The 16,922-nt window shown below is 61.3% G+C and carries 16 protein-coding genes and 1 pseudogene; 7 read left to right on the forward strand and 10 right to left on the reverse strand.

The features are described 5' to 3' along the window. Positions 1–184 precede the first annotated feature (184 nt). The gene (locus VLA07_RS15105; RefSeq protein WP_333989583.1) at positions 185–616 is read left to right on the forward strand and encodes a nuclear transport factor 2 family protein; all 432 of its coding nucleotides are present in this window, start codon (positions 185–187) and stop codon (positions 614–616) included. Between the two features lie 70 nt (positions 617–686). On the opposite strand, the gene mqo is transcribed toward VLA07_RS15105, so the two are convergent. The 3 genes and pseudogenes from mqo to VLA07_RS27245 form a co-directional block, all read right to left on the reverse strand. Beyond that, positions 687–2,333, reverse strand: a complete 1,647-nt coding sequence (gene mqo / locus VLA07_RS15110) for a malate dehydrogenase (quinone) (protein ID WP_027611669.1) — start codon at positions 2,331–2,333, stop codon at positions 687–689. A gap of 448 nt (positions 2,334–2,781) precedes the next feature. Further along, the gene (locus VLA07_RS27240; protein ID WP_409347901.1) at positions 2,782–3,645 is read right to left on the reverse strand and encodes a methyl-accepting chemotaxis protein; all 864 of its coding nucleotides are present in this window, start codon (positions 3,643–3,645) and stop codon (positions 2,782–2,784) included. Then, positions 3,640–4,395: pseudogene (locus VLA07_RS27245) on the reverse strand (MCP four helix bundle domain-containing protein); the annotation flags it as partial. The gene VLA07_RS27240 and the pseudogene VLA07_RS27245, both read right to left, overlap by 6 nt. 189 nt (positions 4,396–4,584) lie before the next feature. On the opposite strand from VLA07_RS27245, the gene VLA07_RS15120 reads away from it, so the two are divergent. Together VLA07_RS15120 and VLA07_RS15125 are read left to right on the forward strand one after the other, a co-directional pair. After that, the gene (locus VLA07_RS15120; protein WP_007962425.1) at positions 4,585–4,899 is read left to right on the forward strand and encodes a DUF2388 domain-containing protein; all 315 of its coding nucleotides are present in this window, start codon (positions 4,585–4,587) and stop codon (positions 4,897–4,899) included. A gap of 68 nt (positions 4,900–4,967) precedes the next feature. Next, entirely contained in the window at positions 4,968–5,390 is a 423-nt protein-coding gene (locus VLA07_RS15125) for a hypothetical protein (RefSeq protein WP_103367694.1), read from the forward strand. Here VLA07_RS15125 and ligD read toward each other — a convergent pair whose 3' ends face one another. The 4 genes from ligD to VLA07_RS15145 all read right to left on the reverse strand — a co-directional run bounded on the left by ligD (position 5,391) and on the right by VLA07_RS15145 (position 11,300). After that, entirely contained in the window at positions 5,391–8,009 is a 2,619-nt protein-coding gene (ligD, locus tag VLA07_RS15130) for a DNA ligase D (RefSeq protein ID WP_333989584.1), read from the reverse strand. It lies immediately after the preceding gene. 17 nt (positions 8,010–8,026) lie between these two features. Next, positions 8,027–8,980 carry a class I SAM-dependent methyltransferase gene (locus VLA07_RS15135; protein WP_333989585.1) on the reverse strand — a complete coding sequence of 318 codons (954 nt, stop codon included), beginning with the start codon at positions 8,978–8,980 and terminating at the stop codon, positions 8,027–8,029. A gap of 10 nt (positions 8,981–8,990) precedes the next feature. Beyond that, positions 8,991–10,370: an iron-containing redox enzyme family protein gene (locus VLA07_RS15140; protein WP_333989586.1), complete on the reverse strand. Its 1,380-nt coding sequence runs from the start codon at positions 10,368–10,370 to the stop codon at positions 8,991–8,993. Positions 10,371–10,535: 165 nt separating this feature from the next. Beyond that, a complete protein-coding gene (locus VLA07_RS15145; RefSeq protein ID WP_333989587.1) occupies positions 10,536–11,300 on the reverse strand; it encodes a tellurite resistance TerB family protein in 765 nt (254 codons plus the stop codon). Between the two features lie 260 nt (positions 11,301–11,560). Between VLA07_RS15145 and pcsA the strand changes: the two genes are divergently transcribed. After that, a complete protein-coding gene (gene pcsA, locus VLA07_RS15150; RefSeq protein ID WP_027611662.1) occupies positions 11,561–12,283 on the forward strand; it encodes a phosphatidylcholine synthase in 723 nt (240 codons plus the stop codon). A gap of 134 nt (positions 12,284–12,417) precedes the next feature. Here pcsA and VLA07_RS15155 read toward each other — a convergent pair whose 3' ends face one another. Together VLA07_RS15155 and VLA07_RS15160 are read right to left on the reverse strand one after the other, a co-directional pair. Next, complete coding sequence (locus tag VLA07_RS15155; protein ID WP_247268832.1) at positions 12,418–13,230, reverse strand: class I SAM-dependent methyltransferase; 813 nt, start codon at positions 13,228–13,230, stop codon at positions 12,418–12,420. A 30-nt stretch (positions 13,231–13,260) separates the two neighbouring features. After that, complete coding sequence (locus VLA07_RS15160) at positions 13,261–13,533, reverse strand: DUF4242 domain-containing protein (RefSeq protein WP_007962415.1); 273 nt, start codon at positions 13,531–13,533, stop codon at positions 13,261–13,263. A gap of 228 nt (positions 13,534–13,761) precedes the next feature. On the opposite strand from VLA07_RS15160, the gene VLA07_RS15165 reads away from it, so the two are divergent. Beyond that, positions 13,762–14,223, forward strand: a complete 462-nt coding sequence (locus tag VLA07_RS15165) for a GNAT family N-acetyltransferase (protein WP_333989588.1) — start codon at positions 13,762–13,764, stop codon at positions 14,221–14,223. A gap of 44 nt (positions 14,224–14,267) precedes the next feature. Here VLA07_RS15165 and VLA07_RS15170 read toward each other — a convergent pair whose 3' ends face one another. Then, positions 14,268–14,531 carry a DUF2790 domain-containing protein gene (locus VLA07_RS15170; protein WP_027611659.1) on the reverse strand — a complete coding sequence of 88 codons (264 nt, stop codon included), beginning with the start codon at positions 14,529–14,531 and terminating at the stop codon, positions 14,268–14,270. A gap of 296 nt (positions 14,532–14,827) precedes the next feature. Here VLA07_RS15170 and VLA07_RS15175 point away from each other — a divergent pair, with 296 nt between their 5' ends. Together VLA07_RS15175 and VLA07_RS15180 are read left to right on the forward strand one after the other, a co-directional pair. Beyond that, positions 14,828–15,568 carry a response regulator gene (locus VLA07_RS15175; RefSeq protein WP_027611658.1) on the forward strand — a complete coding sequence of 247 codons (741 nt, stop codon included), beginning with the start codon at positions 14,828–14,830 and terminating at the stop codon, positions 15,566–15,568. After that, complete coding sequence (locus tag VLA07_RS15180; protein ID WP_333989589.1) at positions 15,565–16,866, forward strand: HAMP domain-containing sensor histidine kinase; 1,302 nt, start codon at positions 15,565–15,567, stop codon at positions 16,864–16,866. The genes VLA07_RS15175 and VLA07_RS15180 overlap by 4 nt, the downstream gene beginning before the upstream one ends. Positions 16,867–16,922 lie beyond the last annotated feature (56 nt).

Below are 16,922 nucleotides of genomic sequence, written 5' to 3' on the forward strand. Positions count from 1 at the left end.
CTGAGCGCCAGACTGAGCCGGTTACAGAGGCAGATCCAACAGAAAAATACGGATCAGATGCGCATCTGATCCGCTCCGGACATGATCTGGTATTCAGATCGGCACACAACGGTTCGAGATCCGCCGCTTTGAACTAGAGTGATTGCCGTCGCGCGAAGAACAACAACAATTCCAGGACTGGTCAATGTCCGAACTGAACCTGCAACCCAACGCCGCCGAATCCCTGAAACGCTGGCACGAGATGATCCGCACCGGCAATCTCAAGGTCTTGCCCGAACTGCTCGACCCGAACGCGGTATTCCGCTCGCCCATGGCCCACTCGCCCTACCCCGGCGCGCCAGTGGTGACGATGATCCTCAACACCGTGTTCGACGTGTTTGAAGATTTCAAATATCACCGCGAACTGGCGACTGCCGATGGTTTGAATGTGGTTTTGGAGTTCAGCGCCAAGATCGGGACCAAGGAGTTGAAGGGGATCGACATGATTCGCTTTGATGAGAGCGGGAAGATTGTCGAGTTCGAGGTGATGGTGCGGCCGTTGAGCGGGTTGCAGGCTCTCGGCGAAGAGATGGGGCGGCGGCTTGGTGCGTATCTGGCAAGCGCGAAACCCAAGTAGGATCAGGCGCCACAAAAAAAGCCCACTGACCGTTACCGGTTCAGTGGGCTTTTGCGTATCTGGCGTCTAGTTACAGAGCCATGTCACGTGCAGCATTTTCCTTCGGTGCTTCAGCTTTTTCAGCTGCAGGTGCAGCCGGAGCAGCAGCCTGACCGATCACCGGAGGGGTTGGCAGTTCGAGGATCTTGGCGGTGTACGCCCACTCTTGTGCCACTTTGGCCGGATCGCTGTTCAGCTGAGTGCCGTAGCTTGGCACGATCTGGTGCAGCTTGGCCTGCCACTCAGGGGTGGCGACTTTGTCTTTGAAGACTTTCTGCAGCACGCTCAGCATGATCGGTGCAGCGGTCGACGCGCCTGGCGATGCGCCCAGCAGGCCGGCGATGGAGCCGTCTTGTGCAGCAACGATTTCGGTGCCCAGTTTCAGCACGCCGCCCGCGGCTTCATCACGCTTGATGATTTGCACGCGCTGGCCGGCTTGCCACAGGCGCCAGTCTTCGGCTTTGGCGTTCGGGAAGTATTCCTTCAGCGCGTTCAGACGGTCTTCATCCGACAGCATCAGTTGACCGGCCAGGTACTCGACCAGCGGGTATTCCTTGATGCCGACCTTGGTCATTGGCCAGATGTTGTGGGTGGTGGTGCTGGTCAGCAGGTCCAGGTACGAGCCTTCTTTGAGGAACTTGGTGCTGAAGGTCGCGAATGGGCCAAACAGGATGACGCGCTTGCCGTCCAGAACACGGGTGTCCAGGTGCGGAACCGACATCGGCGGTGCGCCAACCGAAGCTTTACCGTAGGCCTTGGCCAGGTGCTGCTCGGCGATGGCCGGGTTATCGGTCACCAGGAACGAGCCGCCGACCGGGAAGCCAGCGTATTCCTTGGCTTCAGGAATGCCCGACTTCTGCAGCAGGTGCAGAGCGCCGCCACCAGCGCCGATGAACACGAACTTGGCGTCGGTTTCGGTCTTGGTGCCGTCTTTCAGGTTTTTGTAGCTGACGCGCCAGGTGCCGTCGGCGTTCTTGGTGATGTCTTCGACTTCACTCGACAGCTTCAGGTCGAAGTTAGGCTTGGTCTGCAGGTAACCGGCGAACTGGCGGGTGATTTCGCCGAAGTTCATGTCGGTACCCAGCGGGCTCCAGGTGGCCGCGATTTTCTGGTTCGGGTCACGCCCTTCCATCATCAGCGGGACCCACTTCTTGATCACAGCCGGGTCTTCGGAGTACTGCATGCCGGCGAACAGCGGGCTCGCTTGCAGGGCTTCGTAGCGCTTTTTCAGGAACTTGATGTTGTCATCGCCCCACACGAAGCTCATGTGCGGCGTGGTGTTGATGAACGAGCGAGGGTTCTTCAGAACGCCTTGCTGAACCTGCCAGGCCCAAAACTGACGGGACACCTGGAACGCTTCGTTGATCTCGACAGCTTTCGGGATCGTCACGTTGCCTTTGTCGTCTTCCGGGGTGTAGTTCAGCTCAGCCAGGGCGGAGTGACCAGTACCGGCGTTGTTCCAGCCGTTGGAGCTTTCCAGGGCGACGCCATCGAGGCGCTCGACCATTTCCATCGACCAGCTTGGCTCCAGCTCATTGATCCACACACCCAGGGTGGTGCTCATGATGCCGCCGCCGATCAGCAGAACGTCGACTTTCTTTGCTTCTGCAGCATTGGCGGACGACATCCCCATCGCCAAAGCCAGCCCGAGCAAGGCTGTGTTCACTTTCTTAAACATCCGTTGCACCTATGATAAAACGCCTTCCGCCCGCCGCTGTTATCTGTATGCGATCCGCTTTGATGACGCTCAGGCTCGCGTCGCAGATTCCGGCACACTTCAATTTTGACGGGTGGGCACACAAGGCCGACGTACCGCATCGACCTCAGTTAATGTCCCTTCTGAACTGACTTCTTATCATTATTGGCTTCAGCTACTTGAGCGACAGGGATTCCGTCAGCCTGCCCCAAAGGCAGGCAAACCGAATAAGGTCAAACCAAGTTGGCGCGAAGAATATCACGTCAGGGCAAACCCGCGCGTCTGTTCCCGACTTGAGAGTCTTTTTCCGCTCTGGGCGTTATCGGCCGGTTTGGGCTGAACATGATTCAGAAACCTGTGGTGGCTGGGCTGGCTCCATCGCGAGCAGGCTCACTCCTACAGGGAATGGGCTGCTCTCGCAATGGCGGCACTACAACCGAAACCGATCCACCGACAACGCCAACGCCCCCGCCAGACTCGACAGTTCATCGGTGGTATTGGCCGTCTGCCCGATCACTTTGCTGTTGCCCTCGGACATGCCCGCGATCATTTCCACCTGATGGGCGATTTCGTTGCTGGCCTGGCTTTGCTCGCCGATGGTGCGGGTGATGTCGTTGACCAGTTGCGTGGTGCTGAGGGTGGCGTCGAGGATTTCGCGAATCGCCCGTTCGACTTCAGCCGTGACCGCCATGCCCTTGTCGACTTGGGCCACGCCGGCCTCCATGCTGCTGACCGCCTCCCGGGTGCTGTTTTGGATCCGTGCAACCATCGCGGCGATTTCCTGGGTTGAGGCACTGGTGCGTGCCGCCAGGCTGCGCACTTCGTCGGCAACCACGGCAAAGCCCCTGCCCTGCTCGCCGGCCCGCGCTGCCTCGATGGCGGCATTGAGTGCCAGCAGGTTGGTCTGGTCGGCGATGCTCTTGATCACCTGAATGATGTTGAAGATGCCTTCGGATTCCTGATCCAGCGTACGGATCACCTGCGCCGACTGTTGCGCCGAGCGGGCGATGTCGTCCATGTCGCTGACCACCTGATGGATCACCTGTCCGCCGCTCTTGGCCAGCGACTCGGCCTGATTGGCCATGCCCAGCGCGCGCTCGGCATGACGGGTGATTTCCTCGATGCTGGCGGTCATCTGGCTCGCGGCGGCGGCCATGGTGCCGGCCGCGGCGCTTTGCTGTTGACTGCTGTCAGCGACCTGATGGCAGCCGTGGCTCAACTGCTCGCTCATGCCGCTGACCCCATGGGCGTTGCGCCGAACGACGTCGATCATATTGCGCAGGTCGCGCTGCATGGTCGCCAGACTGCGGATCAGCGTACTGGCCTCGTCCTTGCCGGTCGGCTCGCTGATCAGTTCGCTGAGGTTGCCGTGGGCAATGCTTTGCGCGATCTGGTTAGCGGATTTCAGCGGCCCCATGATGCTGCGGGTCACCCAGCGCCCTTGCGCCAATAACAGCAGCAGGCTGGCCAGCAATACTGCGCCGAGGGCGATGTTGGCGTTGCGAATAGCGCTTTCAGTGGCCTGGCTGGTGTCACGGGTGTTGCTTTCGATCAGTTCGCTGAGGGCCGCCATCTGCTCTTCGAGCTGACTGAAGGCCGCATTGAACGTGCCCAGTTCCCGTTGCGCGCTGTCCGGGTTGTCCAGTGCCAGGCTGACGATGCGTTCGGCCGCCGCGATGTAGGTATCCAGGCTGGGCTTGACGTGTTCCAGCGCAGACTTGATCGTCGGGTTGACCGGCAATTTGAGGTTTTCATCCAGCACTTCGCGAAAATGCGTGGCGTGCTCGTTGATCGAGTCCCGCACCTCTGCGGCCGTGCCGGTACTTTTGCCCAGGCCCACGAGCATCGCCGAATACACGTCGGCCCGCAGCGCGTCGTGCATCATGTCGGCTTCCATGTGATTGCGCAGCGCGGTCATGCTCACCGCGTTGTCGTTCACCGCTGCGGACATGCGCGTATTCCCCACATAGCTGACCAGACTCACGATCAGCGCCGTCAACAGACTGGTGGCAATCAGCAGCAGCAAACGCAATTTGATCGACACGGTGGGTTCCTCCCCTGAGGCGCGCCGAATGCGCCTTTCAGGATTTCAGTTAAGCTTATTTGTGCAGATGTGCCGCTTCAGAGCGTTTCAGCAAGTATCCACACGTTCGAACGGAACTCCGGCAAAGGTCGCACCTCTGAGATTATGTAGTCCTTCCTTTTTGCTTCGCGCTTGTGGAGGAACATCGTCATGCGCAAGTTAGTGCTCATTTCTTCTCTCCTGCTCTGCCTCCCTGTCGGCTCGGCGCTGGCCCGTGTCGATGCCGGAGACGTCGCCACCTCGGCGGGCGTTTCCGCGTCGCTGTACTCGACCTTCAAGGATCACAAAATGGTGATCCCGGCGCGCGACGACCTGTCAGCGTTCGTCGCCAGCGGCGGGGCCATCCGTGGGGTTTATCTTGAGTCGGTACTGCAACAGGTGCGGCACGACAACCCCGGCCTCAATGCCAGCGATGAAGACCTCGCCAACGCGATTCTGGTGCATTACGAAGGCCTGAATCAGTAGTTGCCAGGGATGCAGCGGCCGATGGACGGCAGCTGAGGGCGCATAGGCAAAACCGTCTGACGGCCTCTATGATGGAGGCCATGACAACTCTTGCGCCTCCTGCGCCTTTGCGCTCACCCTGCCCGCCCGGCGCCTGCGATTGCGGGCGCGACGCGTTGCTGGAAACGCCGGGCACGGATCTGCGCATTCTGCGCCTGACCCGCGAGCAGGAAAAAATCCTCCTCGCACGACTGGAACAACTCAAAGACCTTGCGGACTTGCGGCATCTGCAACAGCGCATGCACGAACAGTTGGGCCTGCGGGTGGAAATCTCCCCGGGCTTTCATGAAGTGCGCAGCATGCTCGGCATCGAGATTCAGATCGAGGCGCTGCCGGGACTGTGCCGCAAGACCCGCAAGTCAATTCCGGCGGCCATTCGCCGAGGCCTGAACAACCGCCCCGAAATCGCTTTCGAGCTGCTCAACGCTCACGACTTGCTGCGCGACACCTGATCATTTTTTCATGCCAACCCGCTTGCGCATCTCGGCGGTGATGCTCTGGCGGGTTTTCTTCAGGTCGGCCCACGGCTCATCGCCGACTTCGTTCAGACGCTCATGGACATTGCTGATATTCCACTGATTGCCACCCTTGATCTCCCCCACTTCTTCGCGAAACAGCGGTACCGACACCGGCAGTCCCTCGCGGGTTCGCGCGGCGTAGGCACAAATGGTGGTGGCGCCCAGACCGTTGCGCAGGTAGTCGATGAAGATCCGCCCGACACGATTTTTCGGCCCGGACACTGCGGAAAAGCGTTCCGGCAACAGCTTGGCCATGTGACTGACGATCGCATGGCTGAAATCCTTGACCTCGTCCCAGCCGTGCTTGCGGGTCAACGGCACCACCAGGTGAATGCCCTTGCCGCCACTGGTCTTGAGAAATGCCCTGAGCCCCAGCTCATCGAGTACGGTCAGGGTCAGCGCCGTGGCTTCGACCATGCTTTTCCACGGCAGGGAAGGATCCGGATCAAGGTCGAGGACGAAACGGTCAGGTTTGTCCAGATCGATCGTGGTGGCGTTCCAGGTGTGCAATTCGACCGTGCTCATCTGCACTGCGCCGATCAAGGCTTCGGCGTTGTTGATCAGCATCACCGGTTGCCCGGTGACGTCCTTGTCCAGTGTGGTGATTCCGGGAATCGCCAGGCGCTCGGCGTTTTTCTGAAAGAACAGTTCGCCGGCAATGCCGTCCGGCGCCCGCACTAGCGCAACCGGGCGATCCTTGAGCTGCGGCAGAATCCACTCGGCGACGCTGGCGTAATACTCGGCCAGTTGCATCTTGGTGGTGCCGCTGACCGCATCGATCACCCGATCAGGGTGAGTGATGCGCACTTTGCCGCTGGCCAGCCCCAGCTGGGACGGCGCCGGTTCGGCTTTCTTCGGCTCAGCAGCTTTCTTTGATTCTGCAGCTTTCTTCGACGAGGCAGTTTTTTTCGACGGGGTGGCTTTCGCTGAAGTCTTCACGGGTTTCGCGCGCTCCTCGGTAATCGACCTGGCCGGTTTGTCATTGCGCAGCCCATGGAACACGGCGTGACGTACCGAGCCGTCCTTGGTCATTTCGGCGAACGCCACTTCTGCCAACAGATTCGGTTTGAGCCAGTGCACGCCTTTGGCCTCGAAGCCGCTCGGCGGATTGACCACAGCAGCCCTCTTGACCTGCAACGGCTTGAGCTGGGCCAGGATGCTTTTCAGTGTGGTTTCGTTGAAACCGGTGCCGACCTTGCCGGCATAGCGCAACTCACCACTGTCGCGATCGTGCAGGCCCAACAACAACGCGCCGAAGGCACTGCGCGCACCTTTCGGATCGGTATAGCCGACGACCACGAATTCCTGCCGATGCTTGCACTTGAGCTTGATCCAGTCACTGCTGCGCCGCGACACGTAGGGCGAGCCGAGGCGTTTGCCGATCAACCCTTCCATCTGCATCTGGCAGGCGCTGTTGAGCAGTGCGTCCGCGGTTTCATCGAAGGCTTCGGAGAAGCGCAGCAATGGCTGCTCGTGCCCGCCGAGTACCGTGGACAACGCCGCGCGACGCTCCTCGACCGGCACTTCGCGCAGGTCGACGCCGTTGAGGTACGGCATGTCGAACAGGTAGTACATGATGCTGCCGCTGCGCCCGGCTTCGAAGGCGTTTTGCAACGCTTGAAAGTCTGGGACACCGCGCTCGTTGGTGACCACCACTTCGCCGTCCAGCCACGCCGATTCCAGCCCCAACTCGGCCAGGGCTTGCGCCTGTTGCGGCAGTTTGTGCGTCCAGTCGTGGCCGTTGCGGGTGAACAGTTGCACCTGGTCGTGATCGATGCGCGCCATGATCCGGTAACCGTCGAACTTGATCTCGTAACTCCACTGTCCTTCAGGTGCGCTGTCGACCAGAGTCGCCAGTTCCGGTTTGAGCTGCGCCGGCAGTTTGGCCTTGCGCGCACCGGTGAGCGTCCCGGACGCCGCCTTGCGCGGCTTGGCCGGGGACTTCTTCACTGGCTTGGCTTGTTCGGCGGCGAGCTTGGGTTTGCTGATCAGGGTGCGATCGCTGAGCACGCTGTCCGGCTCGGCGCTGAGCACATCGTAGTCGTCCTGCGGGCGCGCGGCGCTGTCCTGATGTTTGATCAGAAACCAGTTCTCCTTCTTGCCCGGCATGTGCGTGCGCACCAGGTTCCAGATCCCGGAGAGCTTTTCGCCCTGCAGCTCGAACTTGAGTTTGCCCTTGGCGTAGGCCTTGGCTGGATCCTCCTGCGGAATCCACACACCACGATCCCAGACAATCACATCGCCGGCGCCGTAATGCCCTTCGGGGATGCTGCCCTCGAACGTCGCATAATCCAGCGGATGGTCTTCGACGTGCACCGCCAGGCGCTTGACCTTGGGGTCGAGCGATGGGCCCTTGGGCACCGCCCAGCTCTTCAGCGCACCATCGAGTTCGAGGCGAAAGTCATAATGCAGGTGCGACGCGTCGTGCTTCTGGATGCAGAACTGCAGCGCATGTTCAGTGGCCTTGCTGCGGCCACGGCGCTTGACCGCGGCGGGCTCCGAGGTCGCCGAGAAATCGCGCATGCGGTTGTAATCGTCGAGGTTCCTGTTCATGGCGCACCTGCCTTGTGTCAGCCAATGCGGGTCACGGTCAGCGCGACCACGGCGATCCGGTCCACGCGCTGGTAACCGGGGTTCAACAACTCTTCACCGAACACGTCAGGATCCAGTTCGCGATAGGTCCAGCCGAATCGCGTCGAATCCAGGCGTGGCACCACGGTGTCGAAAAACGGATCGCGGCCATCGACCATCGCCACGCCGGTGTACAGCAGCAACGAGCCACCGGGCGCCAGTCGATTGAGCGCCTGCTCGACGATGCGCAGCGACAACCCCGCACCGAGCGAGCCACCGCCATGCCGATAAGCACGCCCGGCCGGGTCAGCCATATACGGCGGGTTGGCGACGATCAGATCGAAGTTGCCTTCAGTGCCCTGCAGTACATCACTGGCCAGCACCTCGACATTGGCGACCTCGGCCAATGCCGCGTTGATCGCAGTCAGGCGCAGCGCGGCAGGATTGATGTCCACCGCCAGCACCTGCGCTTCACGCCGCGCGCGGGCAATCAGGATGGCGCCGACGCCGGCGCCGCAGCCAATGTCCACCGCACGCTGAATCGGCGCGAAGCTCTGTTGCAGATGCGCGTGAATCAGCTGCGCGAAACGGTAGGTGTCCGGGCCGAAAAACACCGAATCGGCAGCATCGGTGGGAAAGCCGGAATGCACGAACAACAAGTCATCAAGACTCGACCAGCGCACCCGGCTTTTCAAGCGGCCGTCGTAGACGTCAATCACTTGCGCATCCTGCAACTGCCGCTGTTCATCGGCGGACAGCAAGCCAGGTTCGAACGGACGCGACCAACCGAACACGTCGCGCAGGGTATCGGCGACCTGCCCTTCGTCACGCTGATTGACTCGCTGATGGGTCAACGGCGTCGGCGTGATGAAACGGTAGCCGTCGGCCTGCAAGCGCCGGCCGAGTTGCAGCAGCGTGAGATCATTGGCGGACAGTTGTTCTTCCTGATTCATGGAGATTTCCTTAGCGCAGACTGGATTTGAGTTCGATGAAGCGACGTGTCGCCAGCAGCCCCGCCGGGTGGGCATGGCGGGCCGGTGACAACCAAGGGATCAGCGTGGCCATTTGCGCGTGTCCATCCTGACCTTGCAGGGCAGACATCAGGCGTTGTACGTCGGGATCGTGTTCGGGCACGGCGGCGTCCGGGGTGGCGACCTGACGGCTGCGCCGTGGTGCTTTGCGTTGGTCGGATGGCGTCCAGTCGCCGGCAATCCAGTCGTGCAGCAGTTGCTTTTCATACGGGCTGAACACGCCGAACATTGCCGCGCCGTCGCCGTCGATCAATTGCCAGAAACGGCTGGCTTGCGGATCTTCGTTGCGTTTGATCCAGCCTTTGTCCTGCATTGCCTGCAGGAAACCCGGTAGCTGTTCGGGCGTGGCCAGCCACTGATTGACGGTTTTGCCTTCGAAACGGCAGTAGTCGGAATGCATGTGCTGACCGAACGGGCGCTTGCGCTCGAGCATCGCCAGCACTTCCTGCTCCAGGTCAAAACCCTCGATAATCGCGCGGCTGCCCTGCCCCAGATCGTTGAGTCGATAGCCCAGCGATACCCGGCGCAGGAATTCGTCGCGATCGGCTTCCAGCGGCAACAGGTCGAGCACCGACTGCACGGCTTTTTGCGCATGGCCGGTGCTGGCGTTATCGATGGTCACATGCAGGGTGAAGTAGTAAGGATCAATGCCCAACTCGCTGAGTTCATAGGCACTGATCAGCAAGTGCAGCGGCAGTTGTTCGTAGCCGAGGTTGTAGCCGATCACCTCCGGCAACATGCTTTCGCCACAGGCACCGAGTGCCAGTTGCAGCGCGCCTTGCAAGTAGCGTTCATCGGCCATAGCGCTGGCGTCCTGCAAACCGTGTTCGGCGAGCAGTTTGCGGTAGATCACCACGTGGTTTTGCGCCGGATTGCCGTCGCCGAGTTCTTCCAGATAGGTACACAGCAACCCGTCGAAACGCGGGTCGCGCCACTGCGCCAATAAACCGTACAGCCACGCGCCATCCACCAGTTTGGTCGGCGCCACGGCTTGCAGAAAGTACAACGCGTGAGCCTTGTTGCTGAAGAACTGACGCGGTCCGCCGGCCTGGCGCTGTTGCAGGTAATCGGCGTACTGCCGGGCAACTTCTGTGCAATGTTCGGCGACCCAGCCTTGCCACGCCGACGGATCCTGCGGAAGTTCTTCGGGCAACAGCGCGGCGCGCTGCAACTGCTCGGCGAGAAAATCCTGCGCGAGGGTTTCAGGCGCATCCTCAAGCAGCAGTGCCTCATAAATACGCCGCAGGTCACCGTCGGCATTGATGGGCTGTTGCTGCGCGCTCGGCGCCTGCAGAGGGGTCAGGGCAGTCATGTCAGTGTTCTCGTTCGGTTGGCCGGTCAGGGCGTTGTTTCACGCCTCTACATCAGCAGAGCAACCGCTACGGAGAAAAATTCAATCGACATGAAAATTGCCCTGACGGACGGAGCATCGCGGTCCCGGCAAGGGCTGCTCGAGACCGCAATTTTTGACGGTGCTTCAGGCCTGACCTTTGGCCTGAGCCTCCAGGTGCACCTGCAATTGCGGGTCGATCTGCAGCGCGGCAGCCAGTTCATCCAGGTAGTTGCGTTCGGCGTCTTGCTGATCGTCCACCAGGATCACGCTGACCAGGTACATTTCGGCGGCCGTCGCCGGGTCGTCGTTGGCCGCCTGCGCGACTTCGTTCGCATCCAGCGGTTTGGCAACTTCAGCGTTAAACCATTGCTGCAATTGTGGATCGTCGGTGTGTTTGCCAATCTCTTCATCGATCATCTGCCGTTCCCGGTCATCGATCTCACCATCAGCCTTGGCTGCCGCGATCAGCGCCCGCAGCACAGCATGCCCGTGCTCCTCGACTTCGGGCCCGGCCAGCAGATTTGCGGTTGGCGGAATCTGTTGTGGCGCCGCCGACGCCTGACTGCGTTGCCAGGCCTGATACGCCTGGAACGCCATCATCCCCAGCGAGGCCAGTGCCGCATAATTGGTGCCGCTGGAACGGCTTTGCGCCCCGCCGCCGAGTGCCCCGCCGAGCGCGCCACCCAATCCACCGCTGCCGCCACCGCCAAGCAAGCCCCCCAGCAATCCACCCAAACCGCCCAGCCCGCCAGACTGCGCGCCACTGGCGCCGGTACTCGCGCCGCCACCCAACAGACCGCCAAGCAAGCCGCCCAATCCACCCAGCCCACCGCCGGCCGATCCAGCACCTTGTTGTCCCGCCGAGGCCTGGCCCCGCAGCAGTTGTTCGAGCAAATCGCTGGTGTTCATGATCTCGTCCTCAGCCATTGGCAATAAATGCGTCAGGCAACAATAGACCGCCGACGCCGGCGCGCCAGCACCGTTTGGCTGACGCCGGCTGCCACCTGCAGATTTCGCCGAGGTATTTTTTGTGCGGACAGCTAAGATTCAAAGGTGGTGAACCTTAACCCGGCCAAACCGGTCGATAGCTGCAACCCCGACCCGGTTTGCCGGCGCCCTTTGCCCAAGGGTGATACCCGGCATGCTTCATTTTTCTGGAGAACGCCCCTGTGATATCGACCGTACACATCGCCAGGCTCAAAGCATGGGGCGCCCATGGTTTTACCGCGACCGGCGTGGTCACAGCCTTTCTGGCGACCCTCGCCCTGCTGGAAAACCAGCCGACTCACTGCCTGATGTGGCTGGGCGTGGCATTGATCGTCGACGGTCTCGACGGAGCGCTCGCGCGTAAGGTCAATGTGCAGTCGGTGCTGCCGAGTTTCGACGGCTCGATCCTCGATCTGGTGATCGACTACCTGACCTACGTGTTCATTCCGGCGCTGTTCATCTATCGCTACATTCCCCTGCCCGACTACACCCTGCTGCTGAGCGTGTCGCTGATTCTGGTGTCGTCGCTGTTCTGTTTCTGCAACGTCAACATGAAGAGCAAGGACAACTATTTCGTCGGTTTCCCCGCCGCGTGGAACGTGGTTGCCCTGTGCCTGTACATCATCGACCCGGGGCCGTGGATCACCTTTCTGACCATCATCGGTCTGGCGCTGCTGACCGTGACCCGCATGAAGTTCCTGCATCCGTTCCGGGTACGCCGGTTCATGCCGATCAACATCGCGGTGACGGCCATCTGGCTGCTGTGCAGCCTGTCGCTGGTGCTTAATCACCCGGTGATCAATCCGCTGGTGATGGGGTTGTGGCTGCTGGCGTCGGCGTACTTTCTGGGGATCTGCATCTGGCGTACGGCGCTGGAGTGGTTTGATCGGCCGCACCTGAAATAGGCCTGATCGCCACACCTAAAACCTGTGGGAGCGGGCTTGCTCGCGAATGCGTCTGTCCAGTCAATTCTGTCTACTGATCCACCGCATTCGCGAGCAAGCCCGCTCCCACAGGGGTTTTGCATGGTTCTGAACATTCAGCGCTTGGTGATGACCACCTCCAGATACTCGCTCGGCACCACCAGTGACTTCTCTCCCACCCGGTTCGAGCGGTTCAGCAGATCCGCCAGATCACTCTCCAGCGCCTGCCCGCTTTCCGGCGGCAATGCCGCGAAGGCCTTGTGCACCGGCCCGTACCAGTGGCGGAAAATGTCGATGAAATGCGCCGCCGAGCGATAGCGGAAGTTGAAGGTGCGGCGGGTGACCTGCAGCAGAAATTCGCGCTCATTGAAGTGGCTGTGCAACCACGCTTCAGTGCCCCAGTTCGACGGTGGCTGGGCTATGGGGGGTGGTGGGACGTGGCGACCAAGCACCTTGAACATCTGGCCGACGAAACCTTCCGGTGTCCAGTTCGCCAGACCGATGCGCCCGCCCCTTCGGCAGACCCGCGCCAGTTCTGCAGCTGCAGTGGCCTGATCCGGGGCAAACATCACGCCAAAGGTCGACAGCACCGCGTCGTAACTCTCGTCGGCGAACGGCAACGCTTCGGCATCGGCGACCTGAAAAATCACATCCAGATGCTCGGCCCGCGCCCGATCCTGTCCCCGCTCCAGCAGCGCCGCGACATAGTCGGTCGAGGTCACCTGACAACCACGTCGCGCCGCCGCCAGAGTCGCATTACCGTTACCGGCCGCGACATCCAGCACCTCCTCATCGCAGTGCAGGTCGCAGGCCTCGGCGAGGTTTTCGCCGACGATCTGCAAGGTGGTGCCGATCACCGCGTAATCACCGCTGGCCCAGGCGACTTTCTGGCGCTCTTTCAGACCCGTCAGATCAATGGGAGTACTCATCAATCGTGCTCCGCAGCAGGTAGAAGGACTTCATTCGGCCGTGGTCGGGTCGATGACCGTCATCACCCGCGCCACGCTGTTGGCCGGGAATCCACCCAGCCTGGCGTGCTCGCGAACCTGCTCTTCGTCAGGGGCGATGTAGACGCAATAGATTTTGTCGGCGGTGACGTAACTCTGCAGCCACTGCACCTGTGGCCCGAGTTCACGCAACACCTGGCAGGAGGTTTGCGACACGGCTTGGAGTTCTTGCGGCGACAGCTTTCCGGCCCCTGGAATCTCGCGCTCAATCACGAATTTCGGCATGGCAACCTCGCGTTCTTTTTATCAGTGACAGGGCCGGCAGTGGCCCTGCTCATCCACTATCGCGCCGAGGGTCGATGGCGTCCCTGCCAATCGTCCGAAGAGCCGGCAAAACAACGGCCGGGCCGATGAGTGGCGGTTTTTTGTAAAGGCCTCGAGACACTCCGAGATTGCCATTGCGTGGGGCAATCGGCTTTTATGCCTTCCCGTCCTCCGTGAATGGATTCCATCATGTCCCTGCGTTTTGAATGGCTCGTCGATCACCCGCAGCACAGCGACACTTACGCCGCGTGGATCCACCGCCAGTTCGCCTACGAATACGCCGAGCAACCCTTGACCGAATGGCAACGCGAGTTCGCTGCCGGCCAGAACAATGGTGACTGGTCGTGCCTGATTGCGCTGGACGGCGAGCGTCTGCTCGGCGGTGCGGCGCTGGCCCGGGCGGATCTGGCCCTGCGTCCGGATCTCGGCCCGTGGTTGGCGTGCGTGTTTGTCAGCCCGCAAGCTCGTGGCCAGGGGCTGGCAGAGCGGTTGATCGATGGCATCAGCCAGACGGCGAAACAGCGCGGCTTCGCGCGTTTCTATCTGCACACGCAGAGCAAGCGGGACTACTACGCCAAACGCGGCTGGACAGTGCTGGAGCGCTTTCGCGCCTGGGACAACGAGCAATGGCTCATGGTGCGCGACCTGTGAGCCATTGATATGCGCGGGCGGTAACTGTCGATGCATCTGAGCACTCAGTTCTGGTTGTTACAGCCATCGGCAAATTTGCGGTAATCCAGCACCTGGGTTTTTCCGGCCGAATCCAGGTACGTCATGCGCGCATCGATAATGCCGCAGTTCACCGCGTTGTCCTCGGTCATCGACAGCACTTTCTGGATGTCCAGGTGCGTGCCGTAGGTGTAGGTGTGCGGGCTGACATCGGCTTCGGCCCGGGCCGACAGGGTGCAGATGTTCAGGGCGGCGAACAGGCAGGCGGCGACAACGGTTTTGTGCGTCATGGTGGTTTCCTCAAGGCTTGTATGGGTTGAGCCGAGGCAAACTGTGTGGGCCTCGATGGAGCCTATTTGAGGCGCGTGAGGTATCGCGTCTGTGTCAGGAAACGACCGCTATCAATCACTGTGTATCCCCACCGCCCGGAGATACACAGCGATACAAAACCCTGAAAAAATCGCGTTTTTGCATGTGTGTGTATCCGCCATTACGCCAGATACACTGCAATACAAACCCGGGCAGGCAAGCCGGCGCAGGCTCGATAGACTGCATGGCATTGCCCTTTGATAGAGGTTCTGCACCGATGGAACATGTCGATCACATCCTTATCGTCGACGACGACCGCGAGATCCGCGAGCTGGTCGGCAATTACCTGAAGAAGAACGGACTGCGCACCACCGTGGTCGCCGATGGCCGGCAGATGCGCAGTTTTCTCGAAGCCAACACCGTCGACCTGATTGTGCTCGACATCATGATGCCCGGCGACGATGGCCTACAGCTGTGCCGCGAACTACGCGTGGGCAAACACAAGGCCACGCCGGTGCTGATGCTCACGGCGCGCAACGATGAAACCGACCGCATCATCGGCCTGGAAATGGGCGCCGACGATTACCTGACCAAGCCGTTCGCCGCCCGCGAACTGCTGGCGCGGATCAACGCGGTGCTGCGGCGCACGCGGATGCTGCCGCCGAATCTGGTGGTCACCGAAAGCGGTCGCCTGCTGGCCTTCGGCCGTTGGCAACTGGACACCTCGGCCCGGCATCTGCTGGACAATGACGGCACACTGGTCGCCCTCAGTGGTGCCGAATACCGCTTGCTGCGGGTGTTCCTCGATCATCCACAACGGGTGCTCAGCCGTGATCAGTTACTCAACCTGACCCAGGGCCGCGAAGCCGATCTGTTTGATCGCTCGATTGATCTGCTGGTCAGCCGTTTGCGCCAGCGCCTGCTTGATGATGCGCGTGAGCCGGCCTACATCAAGACCGTGCGCAGCGAGGGTTATGTTTTTTCGCTACCGGTGGAAATCCTCGGGGCCTCGGCATGAGCCTCAAGCTGCATTGGCCACGCACCCTGGCTTCGCGGTTGTCGCTGATCTTTCTGGTCGGGCTGATCCTCGCCCAGGGCCTGTCGTTTGGCGCGCAGTATTACGAGCGTTTCCAAAGCGCCAGAAGCACCATGCTCAGCAATATGCAAAACGACGTTTCGACGTCGGTTGCAATCCTCGACCGCTTGCCGGCGCAGGAACGCCCTGCCTGGCTGCCACGACTGGCTCGCACCAACTACGATTATCGGTTGAACGACGGCGATCCCGGCGCCCCGCTCGACGCCGAGGAGGTACCGGTGGCCGCGACCTCGATCAGCAGTGCGATCGGCGGCGCCCGTCCGCTGTCCTTCAGCCGTTTTCCCGCGGAGAAAAAACACTTCCAGGCCCATTTGCGCCTCAGCGACGGCAGCCCGCTGACCATCGATGTGCGCCCGGCCATGCCGCCGCTGTCGCCGTGGCTGCCGGGGGTGTTGCTCGGGCAACTGGCGCTGCTGATCGCCTGCACCTGGCTGACGGTGCGCATTGCCATACGCCCCCTCGCCCGCCTCGCCAACGCCGTGGAATCCCTCGACCCCAACGCGCACCCGGTGATGCTCGACGAACACGGCCCGACCGAAGTGGCCTACGCCGCACGGGCCTTCAACGCGATGCAGGCGCGGATCGCTGCGTATCTGAAGGAGCGCATGCAACTGCTGGCGGCGATTTCCCATGACCTGCAAACCCCGATCACCCGCATGAAATTGCGCGCAGAGTTCATGGACGACTCGGTCGAGAAAGACAAACTGTGGAACGACCTCGGCGAGATGGAGCACCTGGTGCGCGAGGGCGTGGCGTATGCCCGCAGCATCCACGGCTCGACCGAGGAAAGCCGGCGCACCGATCTCGACTCGTTCCTCGACAGCCTGGTGTTCGACTATCAGGACATGGGCAAGGACGTGCAGCTGAGCGGCAAGAGCGCGGCGGTGATCGATACCCGTCCCCAGGCCCTGCGCCGGGTGCTGGTGAACCTGACCGACAACGCACTGAAATTCGCCGGTGCCGCGCAGTTGCAGGTCGATATCGACGACGGTCTTTGCATCAAAATCCTCGATCGCGGGCCAGGCATTGCCGAAGCCGAGTTGCAACAGGTCATGCAGCCGTTCTACCGGGTGGAAAACTCGCGCAACCGCAGCACCGGCGGCACCGGCCTGGGCCTGGCCATCGCCCAGCAACTGGCCATGGCCCTCGGCGGATCACTGACCCTGAGCAACCGCGAGGGCGGAGGCCTGTGCGCGGAGTTGAAATTGCCCCTGCGCTGATCCCCACACTAATCAACTGTGGGAGCGGGCTTGCTCGCGAAAGCGGCGTATCAGCC

Origin of the sequence: Pseudomonas sp. S3(2024) (assembly GCF_036861315.1) — a bacterium.
GTDB lineage: Bacteria > Pseudomonadota > Gammaproteobacteria > Pseudomonadales > Pseudomonadaceae > Aquipseudomonas > Aquipseudomonas putida_A.